Consider the following 20728-nt stretch of genomic DNA (forward strand, 5'->3'; position numbering starts at 1 on the left):
TGAAAATGACATTATTTGATCAGATCATCACAACACATTCTGAGTTTTTAGAGACTCTTCAGCATCGTTTTTTGGATGAAAAGAGAAAGGAGGCTTTGGTGAAATTCGAATCACTGGGTTTCCCGAAAAAAAAGGATGAAGAATATAAATATACCAACCTAAAAGAAATCACGGAAAAAGAATACAATTTCTTTCCGAAGGAAAATCACAATATCACCAAACAACAGTTGGATGAACTTCATCTTGGTGAAGAACATTTCGACTGGATTGTTTTTGTGAACGGAAAACTTCATAAGGAATTTTCCAAAATTTCCATTGAAAATGTGGAGCTTTTATCCTTCAATTATGCTTTGAATGATGGAAATCATAAGGAAGTTTTCAATCAGTATTTCAATACGATTGCATCAAAAGATTTGGGTTTCACAAATCTGAATCTGGCATATTGCAAACACGGATTCTTTTTGAAAGTTCCGAAAAATGTAGTGGTAGAAAAACCGATTCATGTTTTTTATCTTTCTCAAAATCAGGAAGAAAATACGTTTTATAATACCAGAAATCTGCTTATTGTAGAAGAAGGGGCAAAAGTAGAAGTTATTGAAAGTCATCACAATTTTGACGATTCTTTTGTTTTCACCAATTCCGTTACCGAAATTTTTACCGGAAAAAATGCCAAAGCAGACTGGCATAAATTGCAGAATGATAACGATACTTCTTATCTGGTAGATCATACTTTCGCAAAACAGGAAAGAGACAGCTTAACTACAGTGAATACATTTTCTTTTGGTGGAAAATTGGTGAGAAATAATCTGGATTTTATTCATAATGGTGAGAATATCAATTCATTTATGAACGGAATTACAATTATCGGAAAAGAACAATTGGTGGATCATCACACTGCTGTTCATCACAATTTTCCGAATTGTGAATCGTATCAGAATTATAAAGGAATTTTCAAGGATAAATCTCACGGAGTTTTTAACGGGAAAGTTTTCGTAGATAAAATTGCGCAGAAAACCAATGCGTATCAACAAAATAATAACATCCTTTTAAATGAAGGAGCAACAATTGATACCAAACCTCAGCTTGAAATTTTTGCTGATGATGTAAAATGTTCTCACGGTTGTACAGTTGGTCAATTGAATGAAGATGCCATGTTTTACCTGAGAGCAAGAGGAATTTCTAAAAAAGAAGCGCAGGCTTTACTATTGTATGCTTTTGCAAATGATGCTATGCAGAATATTGATATAGAACCTCTTAAAAATAAAATATCTAAACTTCTGGCAGAAAAACTTGAGGTGCAAATGGAATTTTAATCTGAAAAAACAAAAATCCCGAAAAGAAGTTTCGGGATTTTTTTAGATAATAAATAAGGGATTAATTTTTTAATAGTTGTTTCACTAACTTTTTTTCTCCACTTGTTATAATAATGTAATATGCTCCTTTAGGTAAGTTAGATAAATCGGTTGTAATTGATTTTGAATCCCCCTTTCTTAAAAAGTTATTAAAAATATCTTTTACTTTCACACCATCAGCATTATATAATTCAATTTTTGTATTGGCATCCACAACATTATTTGAAAAATCAACAGAGATATTACTAATTGCAGGATTTGGATATACATTTATCTTATATTCGTTATTTAAAACGGTTTCTTTAGTTGCTTTTTCAGCCTTTTTAATATTAGATTTTGTATCAGGAGCTCCGTCTCCATCAATCATTACAGCTAAATCATCAATTTTTGCATCTTTTATAGAAATATCTAGTTTAAGATCCTCAATATTAGCATAAACAGTTTTTCCATCATCTCTGAAGGTAACGGCATTTTTAATTTCTTCATTCACTAAATCTCCACTAAAAGCAACGCCATTTTCAGTTACTTTTATTTCAAGCTGGTGTAAAACTTCAGAATCATCCATTGTTTCATCTGCTACACCATTAGCTTCATCATCTTTTGGCGCCCAAACTGAAAAACGAATTTTAGAAAAAAAACCGCTTCCTTTTTGCAATTTTACATTACCTGAAATACCAGTAATAGCAATTGAATTAGAAGAATTATCAAAAACTGTAGGATCAGCCTTAAATTCAGATTCTTCTACATTGCCATCTTCACCATTATCTGGAAGAAAAAATAAATCAAAAGGTTTAATTACTTCTCCTCGTGAGCAAATTTTATTGCTAACTTGTCCTTGTTGCCAAAATCCGTATATCCCTCTAGAGACTTTTTGAAATACACAATATTTTATCAATTGGGAAAATGAAGTAGTACAATCTCCATCATGATCATAAGCAGGATATCCTGAAAAAGTTCTCGCTGTAGTGGTATATTTATTTGAATACCATCTACATTTGCTTCTTTCATTTGAACTCCAACCTGCAAACATATTTGCAGAGAAAGTAAAAATCATAGAAAATAAAATAATTTTCTTCATAATTAAATAATTTTAAAAATTTTAATAAAAAATATAAAAACAAAATCTCAGTTTTCTAACTAGTATAGAAAAAATGATAAATTTGTATTTCTTCACAAAATTTGTAAATTTTACAATCTGTTTATATACCGTAAATATGGTATATTTTAATTATATAAATAAAATGATAAAAAATTATTATTCAACATTTATTTTTTATAAAATGCCTGTTTGTGAATTAGTAATTTTTTCAAAAATTTAAATTATGGATTTAGAGCAAGTTAATTTTCACCTCAGTGCATATAAAGAAAACAATCAGATTTTAGACGCAGCCGAATATCTCATGCGTTTTTACGGTCTGGAAGATGAATATTTTGGAGGTTTTGAATATAAGGAATTGGATAAACCCGGACTTATTGTGGTAACTACAGTTGGAGAATTTGGGGAAATTCAGAAAATCAAAATTCCGGAAAATCTTTTTGATATTAATCTTAATTTGATTCTCAATCTCTTAGCTCATGAATTGCTTCATGTAAAACAAAAAACACATTCTCCTTTTGTAGAAGATAAAAACGAAAGAGAATGGCAAGCGTATTACGAAATGCTGTTTCATAAACATTTTCCACAAATTCCTGATGCACCTGATTTTAGCAGAAAGGGTTTCGCCGAAAATGCTCTGGAATATTACAGAAGAATGGGGGATGGAAGCGAGCTTCAGCAAAAATATGCAGATCAAAAAAAGGAAGTGGAAAAATTGCTGGATGAAATTTTGATCAAAAGAGGAGAAAAAAAGCCTGAAACCGAACAGCAAAATCCTATTGTATAAATGATACAGAATATTCCCATAGAAAAGGTCTTATTTCTTGATATTGAAACAGTTCCGCAATCCGGAGTTTGGGAGGATCTTTCCGAAACAGAACAGAAACTTTGGGATAAAAAAACATTACGACAAAGAGGTGAAGAAACTCCTGCAAAAGAATTTTATCATGAAAGAGGAGGAATCATGGCAGAGTTTGGAAAAATCATCTGCATTTCTATAGGGATGCTTGAAAAAAACGAAACCCTGAAAATCAAAAGTTTTGCTAATCATGATGAATTAAAACTTCTCACAGAATTTGGAGAGATATTCAATAGCCCGAGATTGAGAGATGTTATTCTTTGTGCACACAACGGAAAAGAATTTGATTTTCCATGGATTGCCAGAAGATTTCTGATTAATGGAATGCAACCGCCGGTTCCTTTTCAGATGTTTGGAAAAAAACCGTGGGAAATTCCCCATATCGATACGATGGAATTATGGAAGTTTGGAGATTACAAAAGTTTTGTTTCTTTGGAGCTTCTGGCTCATGTTTTTGGGATTCCTACTCCGAAAGATGATATTGATGGTTCAATGGTTTCATCAATGTATTACATAGAAAAAGACTTGCAGAGAATAGTGGATTATTGTGAAAAAGATGTCTTAACTTTGGCCAATATTTTCCGGAGAATGCGTCAGGAAAATTTATTAAAAAGATTTGAGGATCATTTTTTGACCTAAATCCGTAAAAATAAGAGGAGGTAAAATGAAATATACAGATAATCAAATCGCAGATATCGGCGAAGAAATTATAAAAGTTTTAAAAACCATTTATGATCCTGAAATTCCTGTGGATATTTATGAGTTGGGATTGGTCTATGATGTGCAAATTTCTGATGAAGGAAACGTAAAAGTAGTTATGACTTTGACGACACCAAATTGTCCGGTTGCAGAATCTCTTCCTCAGGAAGTAAAAGATAGAGTTGCCGAAGTTGAAGGCGTGAAAGATGTAGATCTGGAGCTCACTTTTGAACCAAGTTGGAATAAAGATATGATGAGCGAAGAAGCCAAATTCGAATTGGGATTTTTGTAAAAAATTTTATGTAGGAACACGCCAAAAGGCGTGTTCAAAACAGGAATGATTTTATCGTAAAATAAGGAATAGTTTCGGGCGGGAGCTTTGCTCCCGCCCGAAACGTATAAATCAAATATCTTTTCCAATCGGTTTGTTTCTCCGGCTCCATTCACTCCACGAACCAACATATAAATTCGGAATTTTAAAACCGGAGTAATCCAAAGCCAAAATCGTATGACAGGCCGTAACTCCGGAACCACAATGTATGATTAATTTTTCAGGGTTATTTTCCAGAAGTGTTTTGTATTTTTCTTTTAAAATTTCAGGCTTTAGAAAATTCCCTTCTTCATCCAGATTTTCTGAAAACGGAATATTAATAGCTCCCGGAATATGTCCTGCAATCAGATCAATAGGTTCAGATTCTCCTTTGTATCGATAAGCATCACGAACATCAATTACGGTTGCAGAATTTTCCGAAATTTCTTTTTCTACTTCATCAATAGTTGAAAAAGGAAGTTTCCATTCGTTTCTTGGGATCAGATTTCCTTTTTCAGTATTTTCTTCTCCGGAAGAAAACTCCAGATTTTCCTTTTCTGCAGCCTGAATTCCTCCATCCAAAACCTGAACATTCTCCAAACCGAAAGATCTCAACATCCACCAAAATCTTGCAGCTGCGTTTGCACCGTTTTTATCATCATAAATTACAATACGAGATTCTTCCGAAACACCAAAGTTTTCCAGTGTGTTTCTAAAATTTTCAATTTTTGGAAGCGGATGTCTTCCTCCAAAAGCGGCATTTTCTCCGATTTCGGCCAAATCTTTTTCAAGATCAATGAAATGAGCTCCTTTGATGTGCTTTTCGAGATAGTTTTGTTTTGCATCTTTACCAGCTCTTGCATCAAAAATGATTAGATTTTTATTATTCAGATTTTTAAATTCTGAAATATTAATAATAGCCGAAATTTTACTCATACTTCTGAATTTTTAAAAATGGAAAATATCTTTTGCCTTGTTGTAAGCACTTTCAAAATGTAGCAAATTCAGGTGAATATCTAATTTTTCGGATGCCATAAAATTGATAACCTGTTCAGTTGGCATATTTCCTACCAGATCATCTTTTGCCATCGGACAACCGCCGATTCCTTTAATAGCACTGTCAAAACTTCTGCAACCTTTATCGTAAGCAGCTTTTAGTTTTACATAAGAATCTTCATAGCGGTTATGAAAATGTGCTCCAAAATGTATATCCGTATATTTTGAAGGAATTTTTTCGAACAATAAAGAAATAGTTTCAGGAGTGGCAACTCCGGTTGTGTCGGAAAGTAAAATATTTTTAATTCCGATTTCGTTAAAACGATTAGCCCAAAAATCCACATCTTCCCATTTCCACATTTCACCATAAGGATTTCCGAATGCCATTGAAAAATAGATATTTAACTGTTTTCCCTGAGATTTTGTCATTTCAAGAATTTCCTGAATTTGCTGGAATGCTTCTTCCTGATTTTTATTCGTATTTCGATATTGGAACGTTTCGGAAATAGAAAATGGAAATCCCAGAATATCAACAGATTCATGTTTCAATGCACGTTCTGCTCCACTTACATTTGCTACAATTACAGAAATTGCTGTTCCGGAAAGGGATTTGTCAATATTATCTACCACTTCATCAGAATCCGCCATTTGAGGAATAGCTTTTGGAGAAACAAAACTAGCGCAGTCTAACACATCAAACTTTACTTCCATCAAAGCATTGATGTAATCAATTTTCTTTTGGGTTGGGATAAATTCGCCCCAACCTTGCATTGCATCTCGTGGACATTCCGTAAGAAACATTTTTACTTTTTTTGATTTATCCAAATATAAGATTTTTGCCCGATACAGAATTTTATTTTTTAGTTCCTTAAAATCAGCATTGTTAAGAATTAAAGCATTCATAACGCTTCCCAACTTCGGATTAAATGATATCCATTTTTTATTACTTTTGAAAAAAATTATCTTTGTTAAAATTAAAGTTTTATGCAGACAATTGAATTCAATCACGAATGGAAAATGAAATTGCTCAACAGGTTTCTGAATTATGTAAAAATATATTCCACCAGTGATCCTGAAAGCGAATCTACACCTTCCACACCTCAACAATGGGATATTGCGAAATATATTTTTGAAGAATTAAAATCTCTTGGTCTGGAAAATGTTTCTCTTGATGAGAAAGGCTACATTTATGCATACGTTCCTTCCAATCTGGAAAATGATGATGAACCGGTGGTTGGATTTATTTCTCATTACGATACTTCTCCGGATTTTAACGGGAAAAATGTAAATCCGAAAATTTGGGAGGATTATAATGGTCAGGATTTGATTTTGAATGAAGAAACCAATTTCACGCTTTCTCCTTCAAAATTTGAAAGTCTGAAAGATTATATCGGAAAAACTCTGATTACAACAGACGGAACTTCTCTTCTCGGAGCAGACGATAAAGCCGGAATTGCAGAAATTGTGACAGCAGCAGAATATCTTTTGGCTCATCCGGATATTAAACACGGAAAAATTGCGATCGGACTTACTCCCGATGAAGAAATTGGAAGAGGAGCGCATCATTTTGATGTAGGAAAATTTGGAGCAGAATGGGCATATACAATGGACGGAGGGGAAGTTGGAGAATTGGAATATGAAAATTTCAATGCGGCTGGAGCTGTGGTAAAAATTCACGGATTGAGCGTTCATCCCGGTTATGCTTTTGGAAAGATGCTAAATGCATCCTTATTAGCGGCAGAATTTGTGAAATTACTTCCGGAAAACGAAACGCCTTCTACTACAAAAGGTTTTGACGGATTTTTTCATTTAACGGATTTCAATTCTGATGTTTCTGAAGCAAAACTTCAATACATCATTCGTGACCATGATGAAGTAAAATTCGAAGCCCGAAAAAAAATGATTCAGGATAAAGTGGCAGAATTCAACCAAAAATATGGAGAAGGAACAGCGGAAGTGGAAATTAAGGAACAATATCGCAACATGAAGCAACAATTTGAAGGAAAAATGCACATTATAGATATTGCTGCACAAGCAATGAAAGATGCGAATATTGATCCAAAAATTAAAGCTATTCGTGGTGGAACAGATGGAGCGCAACTTTCATATATGGGACTTCCTTGTCCGAATATTTTTGCTGGAGGAATCAATTTCCATGGACCTTACGAATATGTGGCTCTGGAAAGTATGGAAAAAGCAGTGAAAGTAATTGTGAATATTGCAAAAGCGGTAAAGAAACAATAATAAAGAATAAATCAATAAGAACGGGCTAAAGCCCGTTTTTCTTTTAAGAAATTCATTGGCTTTAGCCAAAATTTACTCGTATTTCAAAAAATTAAAATTAAGTTGATACTATCTTAAAACGAAATTTTTAATTTTAGAAAAAATTTAATGGAAAAACGCAACGTAGAAATCGTCATTCTTTCGGATATTCATTTGGGAACTTATGGTTGTCATGCTACAGAATTGGTGGCTTACCTGAAGAGTGTTAATCCGAAACTTCTCATTCTGAATGGCGATATCATTGATGGTTGGGCATTTTCCAAAAAATATTTTCCGGATTCGCACATGGCGGTTCTCAGTGAGTTTTTCAAAATAATGAAAAGCGGAACACAAGTCATTTATATTACAGGTAATCACGACGAATTTTTGAGAAAATATTCGGATATGGAAATGGGAAATCTTTTTCTTACGGACAAATACCTCCTCGAGATCGATGGAAAAAAGCACTGGATTTTTCATGGAGATATTTTCGATCATACAACGAAAGGAGGAGCAAAATTCATTGCGAAAATAGGAGGAATCGGTTACGATTGGCTCATTTTGGTAAACAGAGCCATCAACTGGATTTTAGAAATTTTCGGAAAAAGTAAGGTTTCTCTTTCAAAGAAAATTAAAAATTCTGTAAAAAAGGCAGTTAAATTTATCGCTGATTTTGAAGAAAAAGCTATTGAACTCGCCATTGATAATCATTACGATTATGTTATTTGTGGGCATATTCATCAACCTTCGGATAGAATGGTGACTAAAGAAAAAGGTTCTGTTCATTACCTAAATTCCGGAGACTGGATCGAAAATCTTTCTTGGCTGGAATTCAACGATGGAAAATGGTCATTAAATATTTATGATGAAACCAAATATAAAAAACCGAAAATAGAAGCTAACGATATTTCCGTGAATATGGACGAGCTTATTCATCCGGCAGTTTTTGCCAGCTTTGTTGAAAAAAAGATTTGATTTTTTCTATTTTTTCAAAAAAGCATCCCAACCTTGCGCAGTAATTTGTGAAAGTTCGTTGCTTCCTCTTAAAACCATGAAATTTCCTTCTGATGCATCAACAACATGACCAATAATAGTAAAATCAGGATGATTTCTTATTTTTTCATAATTATTTGGTGAAATGGTGAAAAGAAGTTCATAATCTTCACCTCCGGAAAGAGCTGCCATTGTTGGATTTAAGTTAAATTCATCAGCTGTAAGAACCGTTAATTCATCCAAAGGAATTTTTTCTTCGTACAATCGGAAACCTACTTTGCTTTGATCGGAAAGATGTAAAATTTCAGAAGCCAAACCATCAGAAATATCAATCATAGAAGTAGGCATTATTTCTAATTCTTCTAATTTTTGTTTAATATCCGTTCTTGCTTCAGGTTTTAATTGTCTTTCAAGAATGTAATCATAACCTTCCATTTCCGGTTGCATATTTGGATTGGTGAGATAGACAGTGTGCTCTCTTTCCAAAATTTGCAAACCAAGATAGGCTCCGCCTAAATCTCCCGTTACTACTAATAAATCACTTGGTTTTGCTCCGCTTCTTTTTACAATTTTTTCGTCATTTTCCAAGCCAATTGCAGTAATACTGATGACAAGTCCGGAAGTGGAACTCGTAGTGTCTCCGCCTACTAAATCTACATTGTATTTTTTGCAGGCTAACGCAATTCCGTTATAAATTTCTTCTAGCGCTTCCACAGGAAATCGGTTGGAAACAGCCAAAGAAACTAAAATTTGGGTGGGAGTTGCATTCATGGCAGCGATGTCGCTTATATTTACTACAACTGCTTTATATCCAAGATGTTTCAACGGGACATATCCTAAATTGAAATGAACACCTTCTGCTAAAACATCGGTAGAAATAACAACTTTTTTTCCTTCGGAATTAATGATAGCTGCATCATCACCAATAGAAAGTTCGGTGGAAGAATTAGTAAAACTAAATTTTTCGGTTAAATGTTTTATCAAACCGAATTCTCCAAGTTTTGCAATAGGTGTTAGCTCAGGTTGCTTATCTTCAAACATAGACTAAATAATAATAAATTGAATAAATTAAAACCCATACGCAAACAAAAAACAACAAAAAAGATAATGCTGATTTAAAATTTTGTTTCTGCTTTTTGTAATAATGTTTGTATAATAATACTAATGGGAAGACGAGAAGAAATAATGCTGGAAAAACAAAAAAACTAAACATCTTTATTATTTAAAAACACTTGGATCAATATTTTGTGGGCGGAAGGGAAGATCCTTCAGAAATTCTCGGGTAAGAATTTTTGTATTTTCTGTTTTATATCCTTCCATACTTTGGATAATATCATCGGGTGGAGTAGTCATTTTTCTGAGCATCGTATCAATCCATACTCCGGTTGCTTCTCCAGTTGCACAATGAGTACCATCAAGAAGGTAAAACTTATGAATAAATTGATAAATACTGGCATCTGCCGAAACTCCTCCTATTTCTACTGTCACTAATACAGTTTGATCGGCATAAATCTCCTTGAAAAATGAAAATCGTTCATGCAAAATAACTGGGCCAATTCCCCATCTGTTGAGTTGGGCAACTCCCATTTTATGTTTATTCATAAATCCCATTCTTGCTTGTGCACAATACTGCACATAGCTGGAATTGGCAAGATGTCTGTTCGCATCTATATCACTCCAGCGAACTTCAAATGTATGGTGATAGGTAGACATTATTTCGAAAATTTTTGCAAAGATAAAGATTTCAGTGGGAACACTTTCTTTCTGTAAAGTTCAAAAATATAGAATTAATAAGGATTACATAAAATTGATGGAGTAAATATTGGTCAGAATATTTAGTTGAACAAAAAAGAGTGACTTCAATGGATGATAAAAACTATTTTTGCAAAAAAATCTTTTTGAAAAAAACTATTGTCATAATCGGAGGTGGAGCTGCAGGTTTTTTCTGTGCGGCAAACTTGGACGAAACAAAATATAGAGTGATCATTCTTGAGCAGAATTCTGATGTTCTCCAAAAAGTAAAAATTTCGGGAGGTGGAAGATGCAATGTTACTCATGCCTGTTTTGATCCGAAAGAATTGGTGCAGTTTTATCCTCGTGGAAACAAGGAACTTTTAAGCGTTTTTACCAAATTTCAGCCAGGTGATACTATGGATTGGTTTGAACAACGGAATATTTCTCTGAAAATTGAAAATGACAACCGTATTTTTCCCGAAACAGATTCTTCACAAACGATTATCAATACTTTCTTGGAAGAAATTCAAAAGAAAAATATTGAAGTAAAGACCAAAACTACGGTAAAGGAAATTCTAAAAGAAGCAAAAGGATATTTGGTGAAAACCAACAATGGAGAATTGAAAGCCGATATTATCATTTATACCACCGGAAGTTCTCCAAAATCTCTAAAAATTCTTGAAAATCTGGGTCATAAAATTATAGAACCGGTTCCGTCGCTTTTCACCTTTAATATTAAGGATGAATTGTTAAAAGAACTTCCCGGAACCAGTTTTGAAAATGCCGAAGTCAAAATTCCACAATTGAAAACAGAAGAAAACGGATCATTACTGATAACACATTGGGGACTTTCCGGACCGGCAATTCTCAAAATTTCGGCTTGGGAAGCCAGAAATCTGGCGAAACTAAAGTACACGTTTGAAATCGTGGTCAATTTTATTTCCGAATCACTATCAGAAGCGGAAGAAATATTTTTAAAATTCAAACAAAACAATCCGAAAAAGACTATTGGACAGTCTAAAATTTTCAATGTAACCAATCGTTTTTGGCAAAAGGTTTTAGAAATTTCCGAAATTGATTTCAATAAAAGTATTTCAAATATTTCAGCAAAAGAGATAAAATTGATCTTGGAAAATCTTTGTGCTAAAAAATTTGTAGTCAATGGAAAGTCTACATTCAAAGATGAATTTGTGACAGCAGGAGGTGTAGATCTAAAAGAAATTGACTTTAAAAATATGTCGTCCAAAATTCTTCCAGATTTTTATATTGCCGGAGAAGTTCTTGATGTTGATGCTGTAACGGGAGGTTTCAATTTTCAGGCGTGTTGGAGCGAAGCATGGTTGATTGCTAAGGATTTAACATAAAAAATATTCTATTGATTTTTTGTAACAGGTTAAATAAATTTTATATTTTTGAAAAAAATCAACACTTATGAAAAAATGTATATTTTCTGCTATTGCAGTTTTGGGGCTTACATTTGTAAATGCCCAGTTCAAACTTGATAAAGCAATTGATGGAGCTGCAAAAGGCATAAAAGCTCTTTCGTTTTCTAATGAAGATGCCAAAAGACTTTCTAAAGAAAGTGTAGACTGGATGGACAAAAACAATAAAGTAGCGAGTGCAAAAAGTCCTTACACTGTTCGTCTCAACAAACTTTTCGGGAAACACAAAAGCCAAGATGGACTTGCACTGAATTATAAAGTGTATGAAGTTTCTGATATCAATGCTTTTGCTTGTGCAGATGGAAGTGTAAGAGTATTTTCATCATTGATGGATATTATGACGGACGATGAACTTCTTGCGGTAATTGGTCACGAGATTGGTCACGTAAAAAATGAAGACACGAAAGACGCCATGAAATCTGCATACATGAAAGCAGCTGTAATGGATGCTGCATCATCTGCATCCAATACTGTTCAGAAATTGAATGACAGCCAACTTGGTCAATTTGCAAACGCATTTTTGGATGCTTCGCATTCAAAAAAGCAAGAGTCTGAAGCTGATTTGTATTCGTACAATTTTATGAAGCAAAACGGGTATAACGTTGTGGGAGCGTATACTGCATTCAAAAAATTGGCTCTTCTTTCAAGCGGAAAACCTACCACATTCCAAAAAATGATGAGTTCCCACCCTGATAGCGAAAAACGAGCGGCTGCTATTAAAAAGCAGGCTGAAAAAGATGGACTCTGGAAAGATCCGGGTGAAGTGAAACTTCCAACTACCAAATTGACAAAATAAAAATAAAAAGAGTGACTTTTCACTCTTTTTTTGTAAATTTTCAAAATGGATATCAGGCTACCTGTTTTTAAAGGAATGAAAATTCTTTTGGTTTTAGCATTTGCTTATTTTTTCTGGCTTATGCTGAGACTTACATTAGAATATATTCCTGCAAAATCGGATGTGAGTTTTCTGATGATAAAACAAACAGAAGTACATTCCAGACCAGAATATCTTTCATTTTTTTATGTTCATGTATATTCCAGCATTTTTGTTTTGTTCACAGGTTTTTTTGCTGTTTTGAGAAAAGATTTCGGAATTACAAATTTTCATAAAATTTCAGGAAAAATATATGTAACACTATTGCTGTTGCTTTCTGCACCTTCCGGAATTTACATGGGAATTTTTGCAAATGGAGGGATATATTCCAAACTATCTTTTGTACTTCTTGGAATTTTTTGGTGGTATTCTACCTATAAAGCGTACCGACTGATCCGGCAGAAAAGTTTTAATTTGCACAAACAATGGATGTGGAGAAGTTTTGCATTGGCACTTTCTGCGGTTACTTTAAGAATGTGGAAAGTAATTATCGTATATTTATTCCACCCAAATCCGATGGACGTTTATCAAATTGTGGCTTGGCTTGGATGGATTCCCAATATTTTGTTTATAGAATTTTTAATTTTAAAAAAAATAATATGATGAAAACATACAAATTAATTTTAATTTCTTCAATTTCCCTGTTTTTGTGGAGTTGCAAGAAAGAAGCATCTGCAACAGCAAAGAAAAGCGATTCTATTTCTGCCAAAAAAGATACACTGGTAGAGCCAGAATTTCATAAAGAACTTTATGGAATTTATACCGGGAACTTTATTGGTAGAGAAATGGTAAAGGATGAAATAGGAGAAGAATATGAAACAGATGTTTACAAAAAACTTTCACTAAAAATTAACAGAATTACCAAAGACAGCGTCTACGGACAAAGTATTGTGAATGGAAATCAACGTCCGTTTCGTGGAGTTTTTAATGAAAGTTCAAAATCTTTTATTTTGGATGAACCGGGAAGCGATAAAACTGACGGAAGATTTGAAGTGAAACTTTCGGATGACAGCCTTACAGGAAAGTGGACGGTTTTCAATAAAGCGGCTGTAAAATCACCAAACAAAACTCTGAAACTGATAAAAAAAGAATTTGTTTACAATCCGAATTTTATGCTTAGTGAAGATCGCGATTTAATTGATTGGAGCAGCCCTAAAGAATTTGTAGAAAAATATACTGATGAAGAAACAGGAAAAACAGAAAGCTATACGGTAGAAAAAAATAGAGTAGCTTCCGAAGCGATATTTAAATTAAATGCATCCAAACAAAAACTTACTGAAAATCAACTAAAAAATTTGCATAAACTTGATTTGGAAATCATTAAAAATGCTGTTTTTGCAAGACACGGATATTCTTTCAAAAAAGAAACATATCGCAATTTTTTTGAACAGACCGATTGGTATATTCCTGTCTCCAATAATGTGGATAACGATCTTTCTTCCACGGAAAAAGAAAATGTTGCGCTTTTGAATCGTTTTATAAAATATGCAGAAGACAAATACGATTATTTTGGAAGGTAATTTTTAGTATATTTGAAAAAAAAATTTAATGAAAAGGTATCTTCATCTATTTATAATTATCTTTTTGTTGGCTGTCACTTCCTGCCAGACAAGAGTTGTGGATCAGAAAAAACCGATGCAGAGTAATACTCTGGAATTGTATCAGAAATATACGATACAAACAAATGATGGTAAATCTGCAAAAGTGAAAATCCTGAAAATGGACGATAATAAAATTTATGGAAAAACCAATAAAGGAGAAGATGTTGAGATTGCAAAAACCGATGTGAAAGAAATAAAAAAGATTGATCTGCTTTCTTCAATTTTTGTTGGAGCAGGAGCAATTGCTGCATTTATTTTTATTCCTGTTTAATTAAAATTACGCTCAATAAAGAAAAAGGATTAGCTGAAAAGTTAGTCCTTTTTTGCTTTAATGAATATTAAAATGCAAGCACAACCTGCAAAATAGGAAAGAATATCGAGCCACGAAAAGGAGCTTCCTACAACAATATGAGCAACACTTCCTGGTTTCAGATGGAGAATCTCTGCAATTTGGAAATATTGAAGAACTTCTATAAGAATTGAAAAAATAAAAACGCCAGTTATAAGCAAAATTTTATTTTCTATCTTAAAAAATGATAAGATAAAAGTGTATATCAAAATCACTACAAGAACATCTCCAAAATACGAACGAATAAAGACAAAGTTTTTAAAAATAGTGGCAATGGAAACCTCAACTAAAAAGAGAATAACGGTCGCAATAAAATAGTTTAAATTAAATCTTAGCATTTTTGAATTAGTTTGATTTTACACAAGAGGAATGTTCATTTCTTCAATTTGAGCTTTATAATTTGAAGGTAGCAAAATATCTTTCAACAGCCAATCCATTTTCATAATTTTACTGATTTTGTAAAGCGGAACTGCGGGAGAAATTAAGGAAAAATCATTGAAATTAAGAAGTTCTTTCACTCTTTGTGGAACCACTAATTTCTGGCCTTCAATCATTACTCGGAATCTCATCGTTCCCAAATGTTTTTTGTATTGCTTGAATAGATCGACGGTATATTCGCTTTTTTGTAGATTTTCTTGGATATGCTTTTCTCTTGCTGAAAGCCAATTCTGATAATTTTCGGGTAATTCTTTGATTTCCATTCCTTTTCCTACTCTGTAAAATACATTGTAAACCTCTTCTTTTTCGGCTTCGCTCAATTTTCTTTCCAGAAGTTCATAGGCAGCAATAGAGTAGTGGATCAGCATAAAAAGTACATCTCGATACGCCCAATCCGGAATTTTGTATCCTCGTTTTTTTTCTACAGCAGCATGAATTTTATAAATAGTTTCAATGGCTTTTTCAGCGTCTTTTTGTGAAGTGAAAACAATTTTTCGTGCATATTCTACAGTTGAAAATAATCTTCCCAACGGATCAGAAGGGAGTTTTCCTGTAAAATAAAGCCAATCCACAGCTTTGTTCAAGGCAAATTCTGCGGCAGCTCCAGCAAAAATGAAAAGAATAGTATCGCTTTTCCCCCAAATTTCCCGAACAATAGATCCTTCTTTCACAAAATTATCCTGAGTTTTCTCAAAAGAATTTTGGAAAACCATTTTTCCGGAAGAAAAAGGACATTTCGAAAAGTCGGAATTAGTATTGAAATTCATTTTCTTTAAATTGAAATCTAAAGCAAAGATATAAATTAACTTTGAATTACAAAGTTCTTTGTAAAATTTTTTTGAAATTTATAGAATCAAAAATTAAATTACTCATTCAATTTCATTACCGAACGATATTCTAAATAAGACATAGTGCCGTAATAGCCGGTAAACAGTAAAATTTTCCCAAAAACAGACATTACGACTCCATCTCCTATTCTTTCATGCGTAATAATTCCCAATTTCTCAAATAAACTTTCAGAAATTGTAACGACAAAAATCAAAGGAAATAGGATAAAAAGTTTTTGAAACTTAGTTTTTACGATCTTATTTTTATCTTCTTCAGGAATATTAAAAAAGAGAAATTTTTGTGAAAAAATAACAGCAATAAAAGTGTTAAAATAAATGGAGTTGAAACTAAACTTATCGAACAGAACAAAAAAAGAAAAAATGAGAATGCCAAGAAGTAAAAGCAAACGAGATTTGTAAGGAAAAAAAATAATAAAAATAACAGGAATTGTAAGAAACATATCGTAAAACCAAAGATAGACATATTGCTTTATCTGGTCTGCACCGAAATATTTTGGAAAAAAGGCAAAGCAGGAATATTGTATTGCCAAAACAGCATAAGCAATTGCATTTTCATACTTTTGAAAAAAAAATTTATTCATGAGGTCGTTTCATTATATCACCTCCCGATCATTTTCTTAATTGCATTCAATTTCATTAATGCTTCGATTGGTGTCAAAGTATTGATGTCAATTTTTGTCAATTCTTCTCGGATATTTTCCAAAACCGGATCATCCAATTGGAAAAAAGAAAGCTGCAAATTTTCTTCGGTTACACGTTTTATTTTTTCGGTTGAACCACTTTGTGAACGACTATCTTCTAATGTTTTCAGAATTTCATTGGCACGATTTACCACTTTTGAAGGCATTCCTGCCAGTTTTGCCACATGAATCCCAAAACTATGTTCGCTTCCACCCTGAACCAACTTTCGTAGAAAAATAATATTCCCTTTATTCTCCTGAATGGAAACGTGAAAATTTTTGATTCTTTCAAAATTCAGTGTCATTTCATTCAGTTCGTGATAATGCGTTGCAAAAAGAGTTTTTGGCTGAGTCGGATGTTGATGAAGATATTCTGCAATTGCCCAAGCTATGGAAACTCCGTCATAAGTGGAAGTTCCACGTCCGATTTCGTCCAATAAAATCAAACTTCTTTCCGAAATATTATTGAGAATATTGGCCGCTTCATTCATTTCCACCATAAAAGTAGATTCACCCGCAGAAATATTATCTGTAGCTCCAACTCGTGTGAAAATTCGATCAAGAATTCCAATTTGTGCGTGTTTTGCAGGAACAAAACTTCCGATTTGCGCTAAAAGACAAATAATGGCAGTTTGTCTCAAAATGGCTGATTTTCCCGCCATATTCGGACCGGTAACCATAATAATCTGCTGAGAATCTTTGTCTAAAAAAATATCGTTCGGAATATATTTTTCGCCTAAAGGAAGCGCATTTTCAATAATCGGATGTCGGGCTTCCTGAAGCTCAATCGCAAATCCTTCATTTAAAATCGGTTTTGTATAACTTTCAGAAACAGACAATTCAGAAAAACCAACGGCAACATCAATCTGAGCAATCAATCCGGAATTTTCCTGAATCAGATCAATGTATTTCATGGCTTCTGCACAAGTTTTGCGATAAAGCTGCAATTCCAGTACAGAAATTTTTTCTTCAGCACCAAGAATCTGATCCTCATATTCTTTTAATTCTTCTGTAATGTAACGTTCCGCATTTACCAAAGTCTGCTTTCTGATCCAATCATCGGGAACTTTATCTTTGTGCGTATTCCGAACTTCAATATAATATCCGAAAACATTGTTGAACGAAATTTTAAGGCTTGAAATTCCGGTACGTTTAATTTCGCGGTTGCACATTTCTTCCAGAAAATCTTTTCCTTTGGTTTGCAGATTTCTCAGTCTGTCCAATTCATCATCAATTCCGTTTTTAATGACATTTCCTTTGGAAATATTCACGGGAAGTTCTTCGTTCAGATGCTGCTGAAGATAGGTAATCAATTCCGTTAAATCATTCAAAGGTTCTATCCAAGCCAAAACATCGTGTTTCGGTTTTAATAATTCTTTGATTTTATGAATATTGATAAGGCTTTGACGAAGATAACCTAATTCTTTCGGAGAAATTTTTTCAGCTGCTAATTTTCCCATCAATCGATCTAGATCTGAAACCGATTTTAGCAATTGTAAAATTTCAAATTTTAAATCTTCTTCGTTATTGAAAAATTCTACCAAATTTAACCTTCTTTCAATTTCATGGATAGATTTTAATGGAAGAATAGTTCTTCTTCTCAACAATCTTCCTCCCATTGGTGTGGAAGTTTTATCGATAATATCTAAAAGACTTTTTCCTTCTTTTGAAGTTGGATAAATAATTTCCAGATTTCTCAGCGTAAAATGATCCATCATCAAAAAATCGTCTTGCGGAATTTTCTGAATTCTGGTGATATGGGAAAGTAAATTGTGGTGCGTATCTTCAATGAGATAAGCAAAAACAGCTCCTGCTGCTGTAATTGCGGTTTGCATTTCTTCCACTCCGAAACCTTTTAAAGAATTGGTTTTGAAATGAGAAGTCAGTTTTTCCTGAGCAAAATTGTATTGGAAAGCCCAATCTTCCAGCTTGAAAACATTTCGGTTTTTCAATTGTTCCGGAATTTGGGTGCTTCTTTGGTAAATAATTTCGCTCGGATCAAAAGTATTAACAATATGAAGAAGTTTTTCCAAATTTCCTTCGCTTACCAGAAATTCTCCTGTGGAAATATCCAAAAGAGCCATTCCGTATTTTTCTTTCTCTTTGTGCAAGGAAAGCAGGAAATTATTTTTTTTGGAATTCAGAACCTGATCGTTAAACGTAACACCCGGAGTTACCAATTCTGTAACGCCTCTTTTTACGATTCCTTTCACCATTTTCGGATCTTCGAGCTGGTCGCAAATAGCAACCCGAAGTCCGGCTCTTACCAATTTTGGCAAATACGAATCTAAAGAATGGTGCGGAAAACCGGCCAATTCTGTATTTTCTTCGCCAATTCCTCTTTTCGTTAAAACAATTCCTAAAATTTGAGAAGTTCTAATAGCGTCTTTTCCGAAAGTTTCGTAGAAATCTCCAACCCGGAACAGTAACAATGCATCAGGATATTTTGCCTTGATGGTGTTATATTGCTTCATTAGTGGAGTTTCTTTCTTTGCCATATTTTTGATGTAAGATAAAGGAGGTCAAAAATACGAAATGATAAAGGTTTTCAAACAAGAATAGGAAATATTTTAAAGAACCGTTGAAATTTTATTTTCAAATTTTTTAAAGGCTTCTACGATGTTCCTTTAATATTTATATTTAAAATTTCAATTCTGGAAACAATGTTGAAAATAACTAATTTTGCAAAAAATTTTGAATGCATTATTACAACAATAAAAATTTTTTCAAAATTCTTTTCAGTCTCCGAAATGAAGATACGATCAAAACCCTTGCTCCTTCCTTGGTAGGTATTGCTTTGTATTCTTTCGGAATTTATTATCTGGAAATAGAATTTTTGAAACTCACAGAAAAATCTACTGTAAAAAATGTAAATCTGCTGCATACATTGTTAGGTTTTGTTTTGTCTTTGTTGTTGGTTTTCAGGACAAATACAGCTTATGACAGATGGTGGGAAGGAAGGAAACTTTGGGGAAAGCTCATCAATGATTCCAGAAATTTTGCGGTGAAACTGAACAGCTATTTGCCAAAAGAAAAAAATAACGAACGTGAATTTTTTCAACAGCATATTACTTTTTTTGCCCACTCATTGAGCCGCCATTTGTCTGAAGAGTCAACAAAGATGGCTTTAGATAGCGATTATTCTGAAATAGAAAACTCGATTAAGCATCATGCTCCCATTGAGTTGATTAATAATATGTCAAGCCAAATTTCAAGGCTTAATAAAGAATCTCTTATTTCTAACGAGCAGCTTATTGTTTTGGATGCTCAGCTTTCCGGTTTTCTGGATGTTTGTGGAGGTTGCGAAAGAATTAAAAATACACCGATTCCATTTTCATATTCCTCTTTTGTGAAAAAATTTATCATTCTTTATTCGATGGCTTTACCCATTGCGTATGTTACAACCATTGGTTGGGTGATGATTCCGCTAACGGTTTTTGTATTTTATGTTTTGATGAGCCTTGAAGTAATTGCTGAGGAAATTGAGGATCCGTTCAACAATGACGAAAACGATTTGCCGACGGAGAAAATGGCTCAGAATATTGAGAAAAATGTGGATTTAATTTTTAAAAATTAAGATTTTGACAAAGAAATTGAAACTTGAAGAACTCGGTAGAATAGATGTGGAAACTTTTAAAAAAACCGAAAAAATTCCGCTTGTTGTTGTTTTGGATAATATCCGTAGTATGCATAATGTGGGCGCTGTTTTCCGTACTGCCGATGCTTTTTTGGTGGAAAAAATCATTCTTTGCGGCATCACTCCAAAACCACCTCATCGTGAAATCCATAAAGCGGCACTTGGTGCTACCGAAAGTGTGGACTGGAATTACTATGAATCTGTGAAAGAAGCGATTTTGGATTTAAAAACGCAAAAATATGAAGTGCTTGGAATTGAACAGACTACAAATTCAGAATTAATTACAAATTATACTATTGATTCATCAAAAAAATATGCTGTTGTTTTAGGAAATGAAGTGGAAGGAATTTCCGATGAAATTCTGAATCATTGCGACGGTTTTCTCGAAATTCCCCAACTGGGAACAAAACACTCTTTAAATGTCTCAGTTTGTGGAGGAATTGTGATCTGGGAGTTTTTTAAAGGATATGAAAAATGAAATTGGGTTTAATGATTAGGAATGTATTCTTTATTTTTCATAATTATTAGATAAAAGTAAGTATAAATTTAAATTAAAAC

General features: G+C 33.3%; 22 protein-coding genes. 13 read left to right on the forward strand and 9 right to left on the reverse strand.

The genetic code is table 11. The features are described 5' to 3' along the window. The first annotated feature begins 5 nt into the window (after positions 1–5). Positions 6–1313: a Fe-S cluster assembly protein SufD gene (gene sufD / locus AC2A1C_RS13035; RefSeq protein WP_484026222.1), complete on the forward strand. Its 1308-nt coding sequence runs from the start codon at positions 6–8 to the stop codon at positions 1311–1313. 61 nt (positions 1314–1374) lie between these two features. Here sufD and AC2A1C_RS13040 read toward each other — a convergent pair whose 3' ends face one another. Beyond that, on the reverse strand, positions 1375–2430 hold the full coding sequence (locus AC2A1C_RS13040) for a T9SS type A sorting domain-containing protein (RefSeq protein WP_484026223.1): 1056 nt from the start codon (positions 2428–2430) through the stop codon (positions 1375–1377). Between the two features lie 244 nt (positions 2431–2674). On the opposite strand from AC2A1C_RS13040, the gene AC2A1C_RS13045 reads away from it, so the two are divergent. The 3 genes from AC2A1C_RS13045 to AC2A1C_RS13055 are packed head-to-tail and all read left to right on the forward strand — an operon-like array spanning position 2675 to position 4298. Next, positions 2675–3235: a hypothetical protein gene (locus AC2A1C_RS13045; protein ID WP_484026224.1), complete on the forward strand. Its 561-nt coding sequence runs from the start codon at positions 2675–2677 to the stop codon at positions 3233–3235. Beyond that, positions 3236–3946 carry a 3'-5' exonuclease gene (locus tag AC2A1C_RS13050; RefSeq protein ID WP_484026225.1) on the forward strand — a complete coding sequence of 237 codons (711 nt, stop codon included), beginning with the start codon at positions 3236–3238 and terminating at the stop codon, positions 3944–3946. It begins immediately after the preceding gene. Positions 3947–3971: 25 nt separating this feature from the next. Further along, a complete protein-coding gene (locus AC2A1C_RS13055; protein ID WP_484026226.1) occupies positions 3972–4298 on the forward strand; it encodes an SUF system Fe-S cluster assembly protein in 327 nt (108 codons plus the stop codon). Positions 4299–4409: 111 nt separating this feature from the next. On the opposite strand, the gene AC2A1C_RS13060 is transcribed toward AC2A1C_RS13055, so the two are convergent. Both AC2A1C_RS13060 and AC2A1C_RS13065 read right to left on the reverse strand, forming a co-directional pair. Next, positions 4410–5252: a sulfurtransferase gene (locus AC2A1C_RS13060; RefSeq protein ID WP_484026227.1), complete on the reverse strand. Its 843-nt coding sequence runs from the start codon at positions 5250–5252 to the stop codon at positions 4410–4412. A 12-nt stretch (positions 5253–5264) separates the two neighbouring features. Further along, positions 5265–6113, reverse strand: coding sequence for a hydroxymethylglutaryl-CoA lyase (locus AC2A1C_RS13065; protein WP_484026248.1), 849 nt, complete (start codon positions 6111–6113; stop codon positions 5265–5267). A gap of 183 nt (positions 6114–6296) precedes the next feature. On the opposite strand from AC2A1C_RS13065, the gene pepT reads away from it, so the two are divergent. Together pepT and AC2A1C_RS13075 are read left to right on the forward strand one after the other, a co-directional pair. After that, positions 6297–7556 carry a peptidase T gene (gene pepT, locus AC2A1C_RS13070; RefSeq protein ID WP_484026229.1) on the forward strand — a complete coding sequence of 420 codons (1260 nt, stop codon included), beginning with the start codon at positions 6297–6299 and terminating at the stop codon, positions 7554–7556. 147 nt (positions 7557–7703) lie between these two features. Further along, a complete protein-coding gene (locus AC2A1C_RS13075) occupies positions 7704–8549 on the forward strand; it encodes a UDP-2,3-diacylglucosamine diphosphatase (RefSeq protein ID WP_484026230.1) in 846 nt (281 codons plus the stop codon). 6 nt (positions 8550–8555) lie between these two features. Here the strand turns inward: AC2A1C_RS13075 and thiL are convergent, their stop codons facing one another. Then, positions 8556–9608 (reverse strand): thiamine-phosphate kinase, encoded by a 1053-nt coding sequence (gene thiL, locus AC2A1C_RS13080; RefSeq protein WP_484026232.1) that lies wholly within the window; start codon positions 9606–9608, stop codon positions 8556–8558. 177 nt (positions 9609–9785) lie between these two features. Continuing rightward, positions 9786–10280 (reverse strand): acyl-CoA thioesterase, encoded by a 495-nt coding sequence (locus tag AC2A1C_RS13085; RefSeq protein WP_484026233.1) that lies wholly within the window; start codon positions 10278–10280, stop codon positions 9786–9788. A gap of 185 nt (positions 10281–10465) precedes the next feature. On the opposite strand from AC2A1C_RS13085, the gene AC2A1C_RS13090 reads away from it, so the two are divergent. The 5 genes from AC2A1C_RS13090 (at position 10466) to AC2A1C_RS13110 (ending at position 14489) form a co-directional block, all read left to right on the forward strand. Further along, on the forward strand, positions 10466–11665 hold the full coding sequence (locus AC2A1C_RS13090) for a BaiN/RdsA family NAD(P)/FAD-dependent oxidoreductase (RefSeq protein ID WP_484026234.1): 1200 nt from the start codon (positions 10466–10468) through the stop codon (positions 11663–11665). 67 nt (positions 11666–11732) lie between these two features. After that, positions 11733–12539 (forward strand): M48 family metallopeptidase, encoded by an 807-nt coding sequence (locus AC2A1C_RS13095; RefSeq protein ID WP_484026235.1) that lies wholly within the window; start codon positions 11733–11735, stop codon positions 12537–12539. 45 nt (positions 12540–12584) lie between these two features. After that, positions 12585–13220: a DUF2306 domain-containing protein gene (locus AC2A1C_RS13100; protein ID WP_484026236.1), complete on the forward strand. Its 636-nt coding sequence runs from the start codon at positions 12585–12587 to the stop codon at positions 13218–13220. Further along, the gene (locus AC2A1C_RS13105) at positions 13217–14137 is read left to right on the forward strand and encodes a YARHG domain-containing protein (protein WP_484026237.1); all 921 of its coding nucleotides are present in this window, start codon (positions 13217–13219) and stop codon (positions 14135–14137) included. The genes AC2A1C_RS13100 and AC2A1C_RS13105 overlap by 4 nt, the downstream gene beginning before the upstream one ends. Before the next feature lie 28 nt (positions 14138–14165). Next, a complete protein-coding gene (locus tag AC2A1C_RS13110; protein ID WP_484026239.1) occupies positions 14166–14489 on the forward strand; it encodes a bacteriophage spanin2 family protein in 324 nt (107 codons plus the stop codon). Positions 14490–14530: 41 nt separating this feature from the next. Here the strand turns inward: AC2A1C_RS13110 and AC2A1C_RS13115 are convergent, their stop codons facing one another. The 4 genes from AC2A1C_RS13115 to mutS form a co-directional block, all read right to left on the reverse strand. Next, positions 14531–14905, reverse strand: a complete 375-nt coding sequence (locus AC2A1C_RS13115; protein ID WP_484026240.1) for a ribosomal maturation YjgA family protein — start codon at positions 14903–14905, stop codon at positions 14531–14533. 18 nt (positions 14906–14923) lie between these two features. Beyond that, the gene (locus AC2A1C_RS13120; RefSeq protein WP_484026242.1) at positions 14924–15772 is read right to left on the reverse strand and encodes an oxygenase MpaB family protein; all 849 of its coding nucleotides are present in this window, start codon (positions 15770–15772) and stop codon (positions 14924–14926) included. A gap of 98 nt (positions 15773–15870) precedes the next feature. Further along, positions 15871–16434 carry a hypothetical protein gene (locus AC2A1C_RS13125; RefSeq protein WP_484026243.1) on the reverse strand — a complete coding sequence of 188 codons (564 nt, stop codon included), beginning with the start codon at positions 16432–16434 and terminating at the stop codon, positions 15871–15873. A gap of 17 nt (positions 16435–16451) precedes the next feature. Next, entirely contained in the window at positions 16452–19031 is a 2580-nt protein-coding gene (mutS, locus tag AC2A1C_RS13130; protein ID WP_484026244.1) for a DNA mismatch repair protein MutS, read from the reverse strand. A gap of 200 nt (positions 19032–19231) precedes the next feature. Here mutS and AC2A1C_RS13135 point away from each other — a divergent pair, with 200 nt between their 5' ends. Both AC2A1C_RS13135 and AC2A1C_RS13140 read left to right on the forward strand, forming a co-directional pair. Continuing rightward, a complete protein-coding gene (locus tag AC2A1C_RS13135) occupies positions 19232–20110 on the forward strand; it encodes a bestrophin family protein (RefSeq protein WP_484026246.1) in 879 nt (292 codons plus the stop codon). Positions 20111–20114: 4 nt separating this feature from the next. Then, complete coding sequence (locus tag AC2A1C_RS13140) at positions 20115–20648, forward strand: RNA methyltransferase (RefSeq protein WP_484026247.1); 534 nt, start codon at positions 20115–20117, stop codon at positions 20646–20648. Positions 20649–20728 lie beyond the last annotated feature (80 nt).

Source organism: Chryseobacterium sp. HNCC26DJ241 (assembly GCF_057180505.1).

Excerpts from the sequence above, each read along its gene's own strand:
- AC2A1C_RS13065 (WP_484026248.1), bottom strand. The coding sequence starts at position 6,113 with ATGTTTCTTACGGAATGTCCACGAGATGCAATGCAAGGTTGGGGCGAA.
- AC2A1C_RS13105 (WP_484026237.1), top strand. The coding sequence starts at position 13,217 with ATGATGAAAACATACAAATTAATTTTAATTTCTTCAATTTCCCTGTTT.
- AC2A1C_RS13075 (WP_484026230.1), top strand. The coding sequence starts at position 7,704 with ATGGAAAAACGCAACGTAGAAATCGTCATTCTTTCGGATATTCATTTG.
- sufD (WP_484026222.1), top strand. The coding sequence starts at position 6 with ATGACATTATTTGATCAGATCATCACAACACATTCTGAGTTTTTAGAG.
- AC2A1C_RS13055 (WP_484026226.1), top strand. The coding sequence starts at position 3,972 with ATGAAATATACAGATAATCAAATCGCAGATATCGGCGAAGAAATTATA.
- AC2A1C_RS13085 (WP_484026233.1), bottom strand. The coding sequence starts at position 10,280 with ATGTCTACCTATCACCATACATTTGAAGTTCGCTGGAGTGATATAGAT.
- thiL (WP_484026232.1), bottom strand. The coding sequence starts at position 9,608 with ATGTTTGAAGATAAGCAACCTGAGCTAACACCTATTGCAAAACTTGGA.
- AC2A1C_RS13040 (WP_484026223.1), bottom strand. The coding sequence starts at position 2,430 with ATGAAGAAAATTATTTTATTTTCTATGATTTTTACTTTCTCTGCAAAT.
- AC2A1C_RS13095 (WP_484026235.1), top strand. The coding sequence starts at position 11,733 with ATGAAAAAATGTATATTTTCTGCTATTGCAGTTTTGGGGCTTACATTT.
- mutS (WP_484026244.1), bottom strand. The coding sequence starts at position 19,031 with ATGGCAAAGAAAGAAACTCCACTAATGAAGCAATATAACACCATCAAG.
- pepT (WP_484026229.1), top strand. The coding sequence starts at position 6,297 with ATGCAGACAATTGAATTCAATCACGAATGGAAAATGAAATTGCTCAAC.
- AC2A1C_RS13115 (WP_484026240.1), bottom strand. The coding sequence starts at position 14,905 with ATGCTAAGATTTAATTTAAACTATTTTATTGCGACCGTTATTCTCTTT.
- AC2A1C_RS13100 (WP_484026236.1), top strand. The coding sequence starts at position 12,585 with ATGGATATCAGGCTACCTGTTTTTAAAGGAATGAAAATTCTTTTGGTT.
- AC2A1C_RS13135 (WP_484026246.1), top strand. The coding sequence starts at position 19,232 with ATGCATTATTACAACAATAAAAATTTTTTCAAAATTCTTTTCAGTCTC.
- AC2A1C_RS13120 (WP_484026242.1), bottom strand. The coding sequence starts at position 15,772 with ATGAATTTCAATACTAATTCCGACTTTTCGAAATGTCCTTTTTCTTCC.
- AC2A1C_RS13110 (WP_484026239.1), top strand. The coding sequence starts at position 14,166 with ATGAAAAGGTATCTTCATCTATTTATAATTATCTTTTTGTTGGCTGTC.
- AC2A1C_RS13045 (WP_484026224.1), top strand. The coding sequence starts at position 2,675 with ATGGATTTAGAGCAAGTTAATTTTCACCTCAGTGCATATAAAGAAAAC.
- AC2A1C_RS13125 (WP_484026243.1), bottom strand. The coding sequence starts at position 16,434 with ATGAATAAATTTTTTTTTCAAAAGTATGAAAATGCAATTGCTTATGCT.
- AC2A1C_RS13050 (WP_484026225.1), top strand. The coding sequence starts at position 3,236 with ATGATACAGAATATTCCCATAGAAAAGGTCTTATTTCTTGATATTGAA.
- AC2A1C_RS13060 (WP_484026227.1), bottom strand. The coding sequence starts at position 5,252 with ATGAGTAAAATTTCGGCTATTATTAATATTTCAGAATTTAAAAATCTG.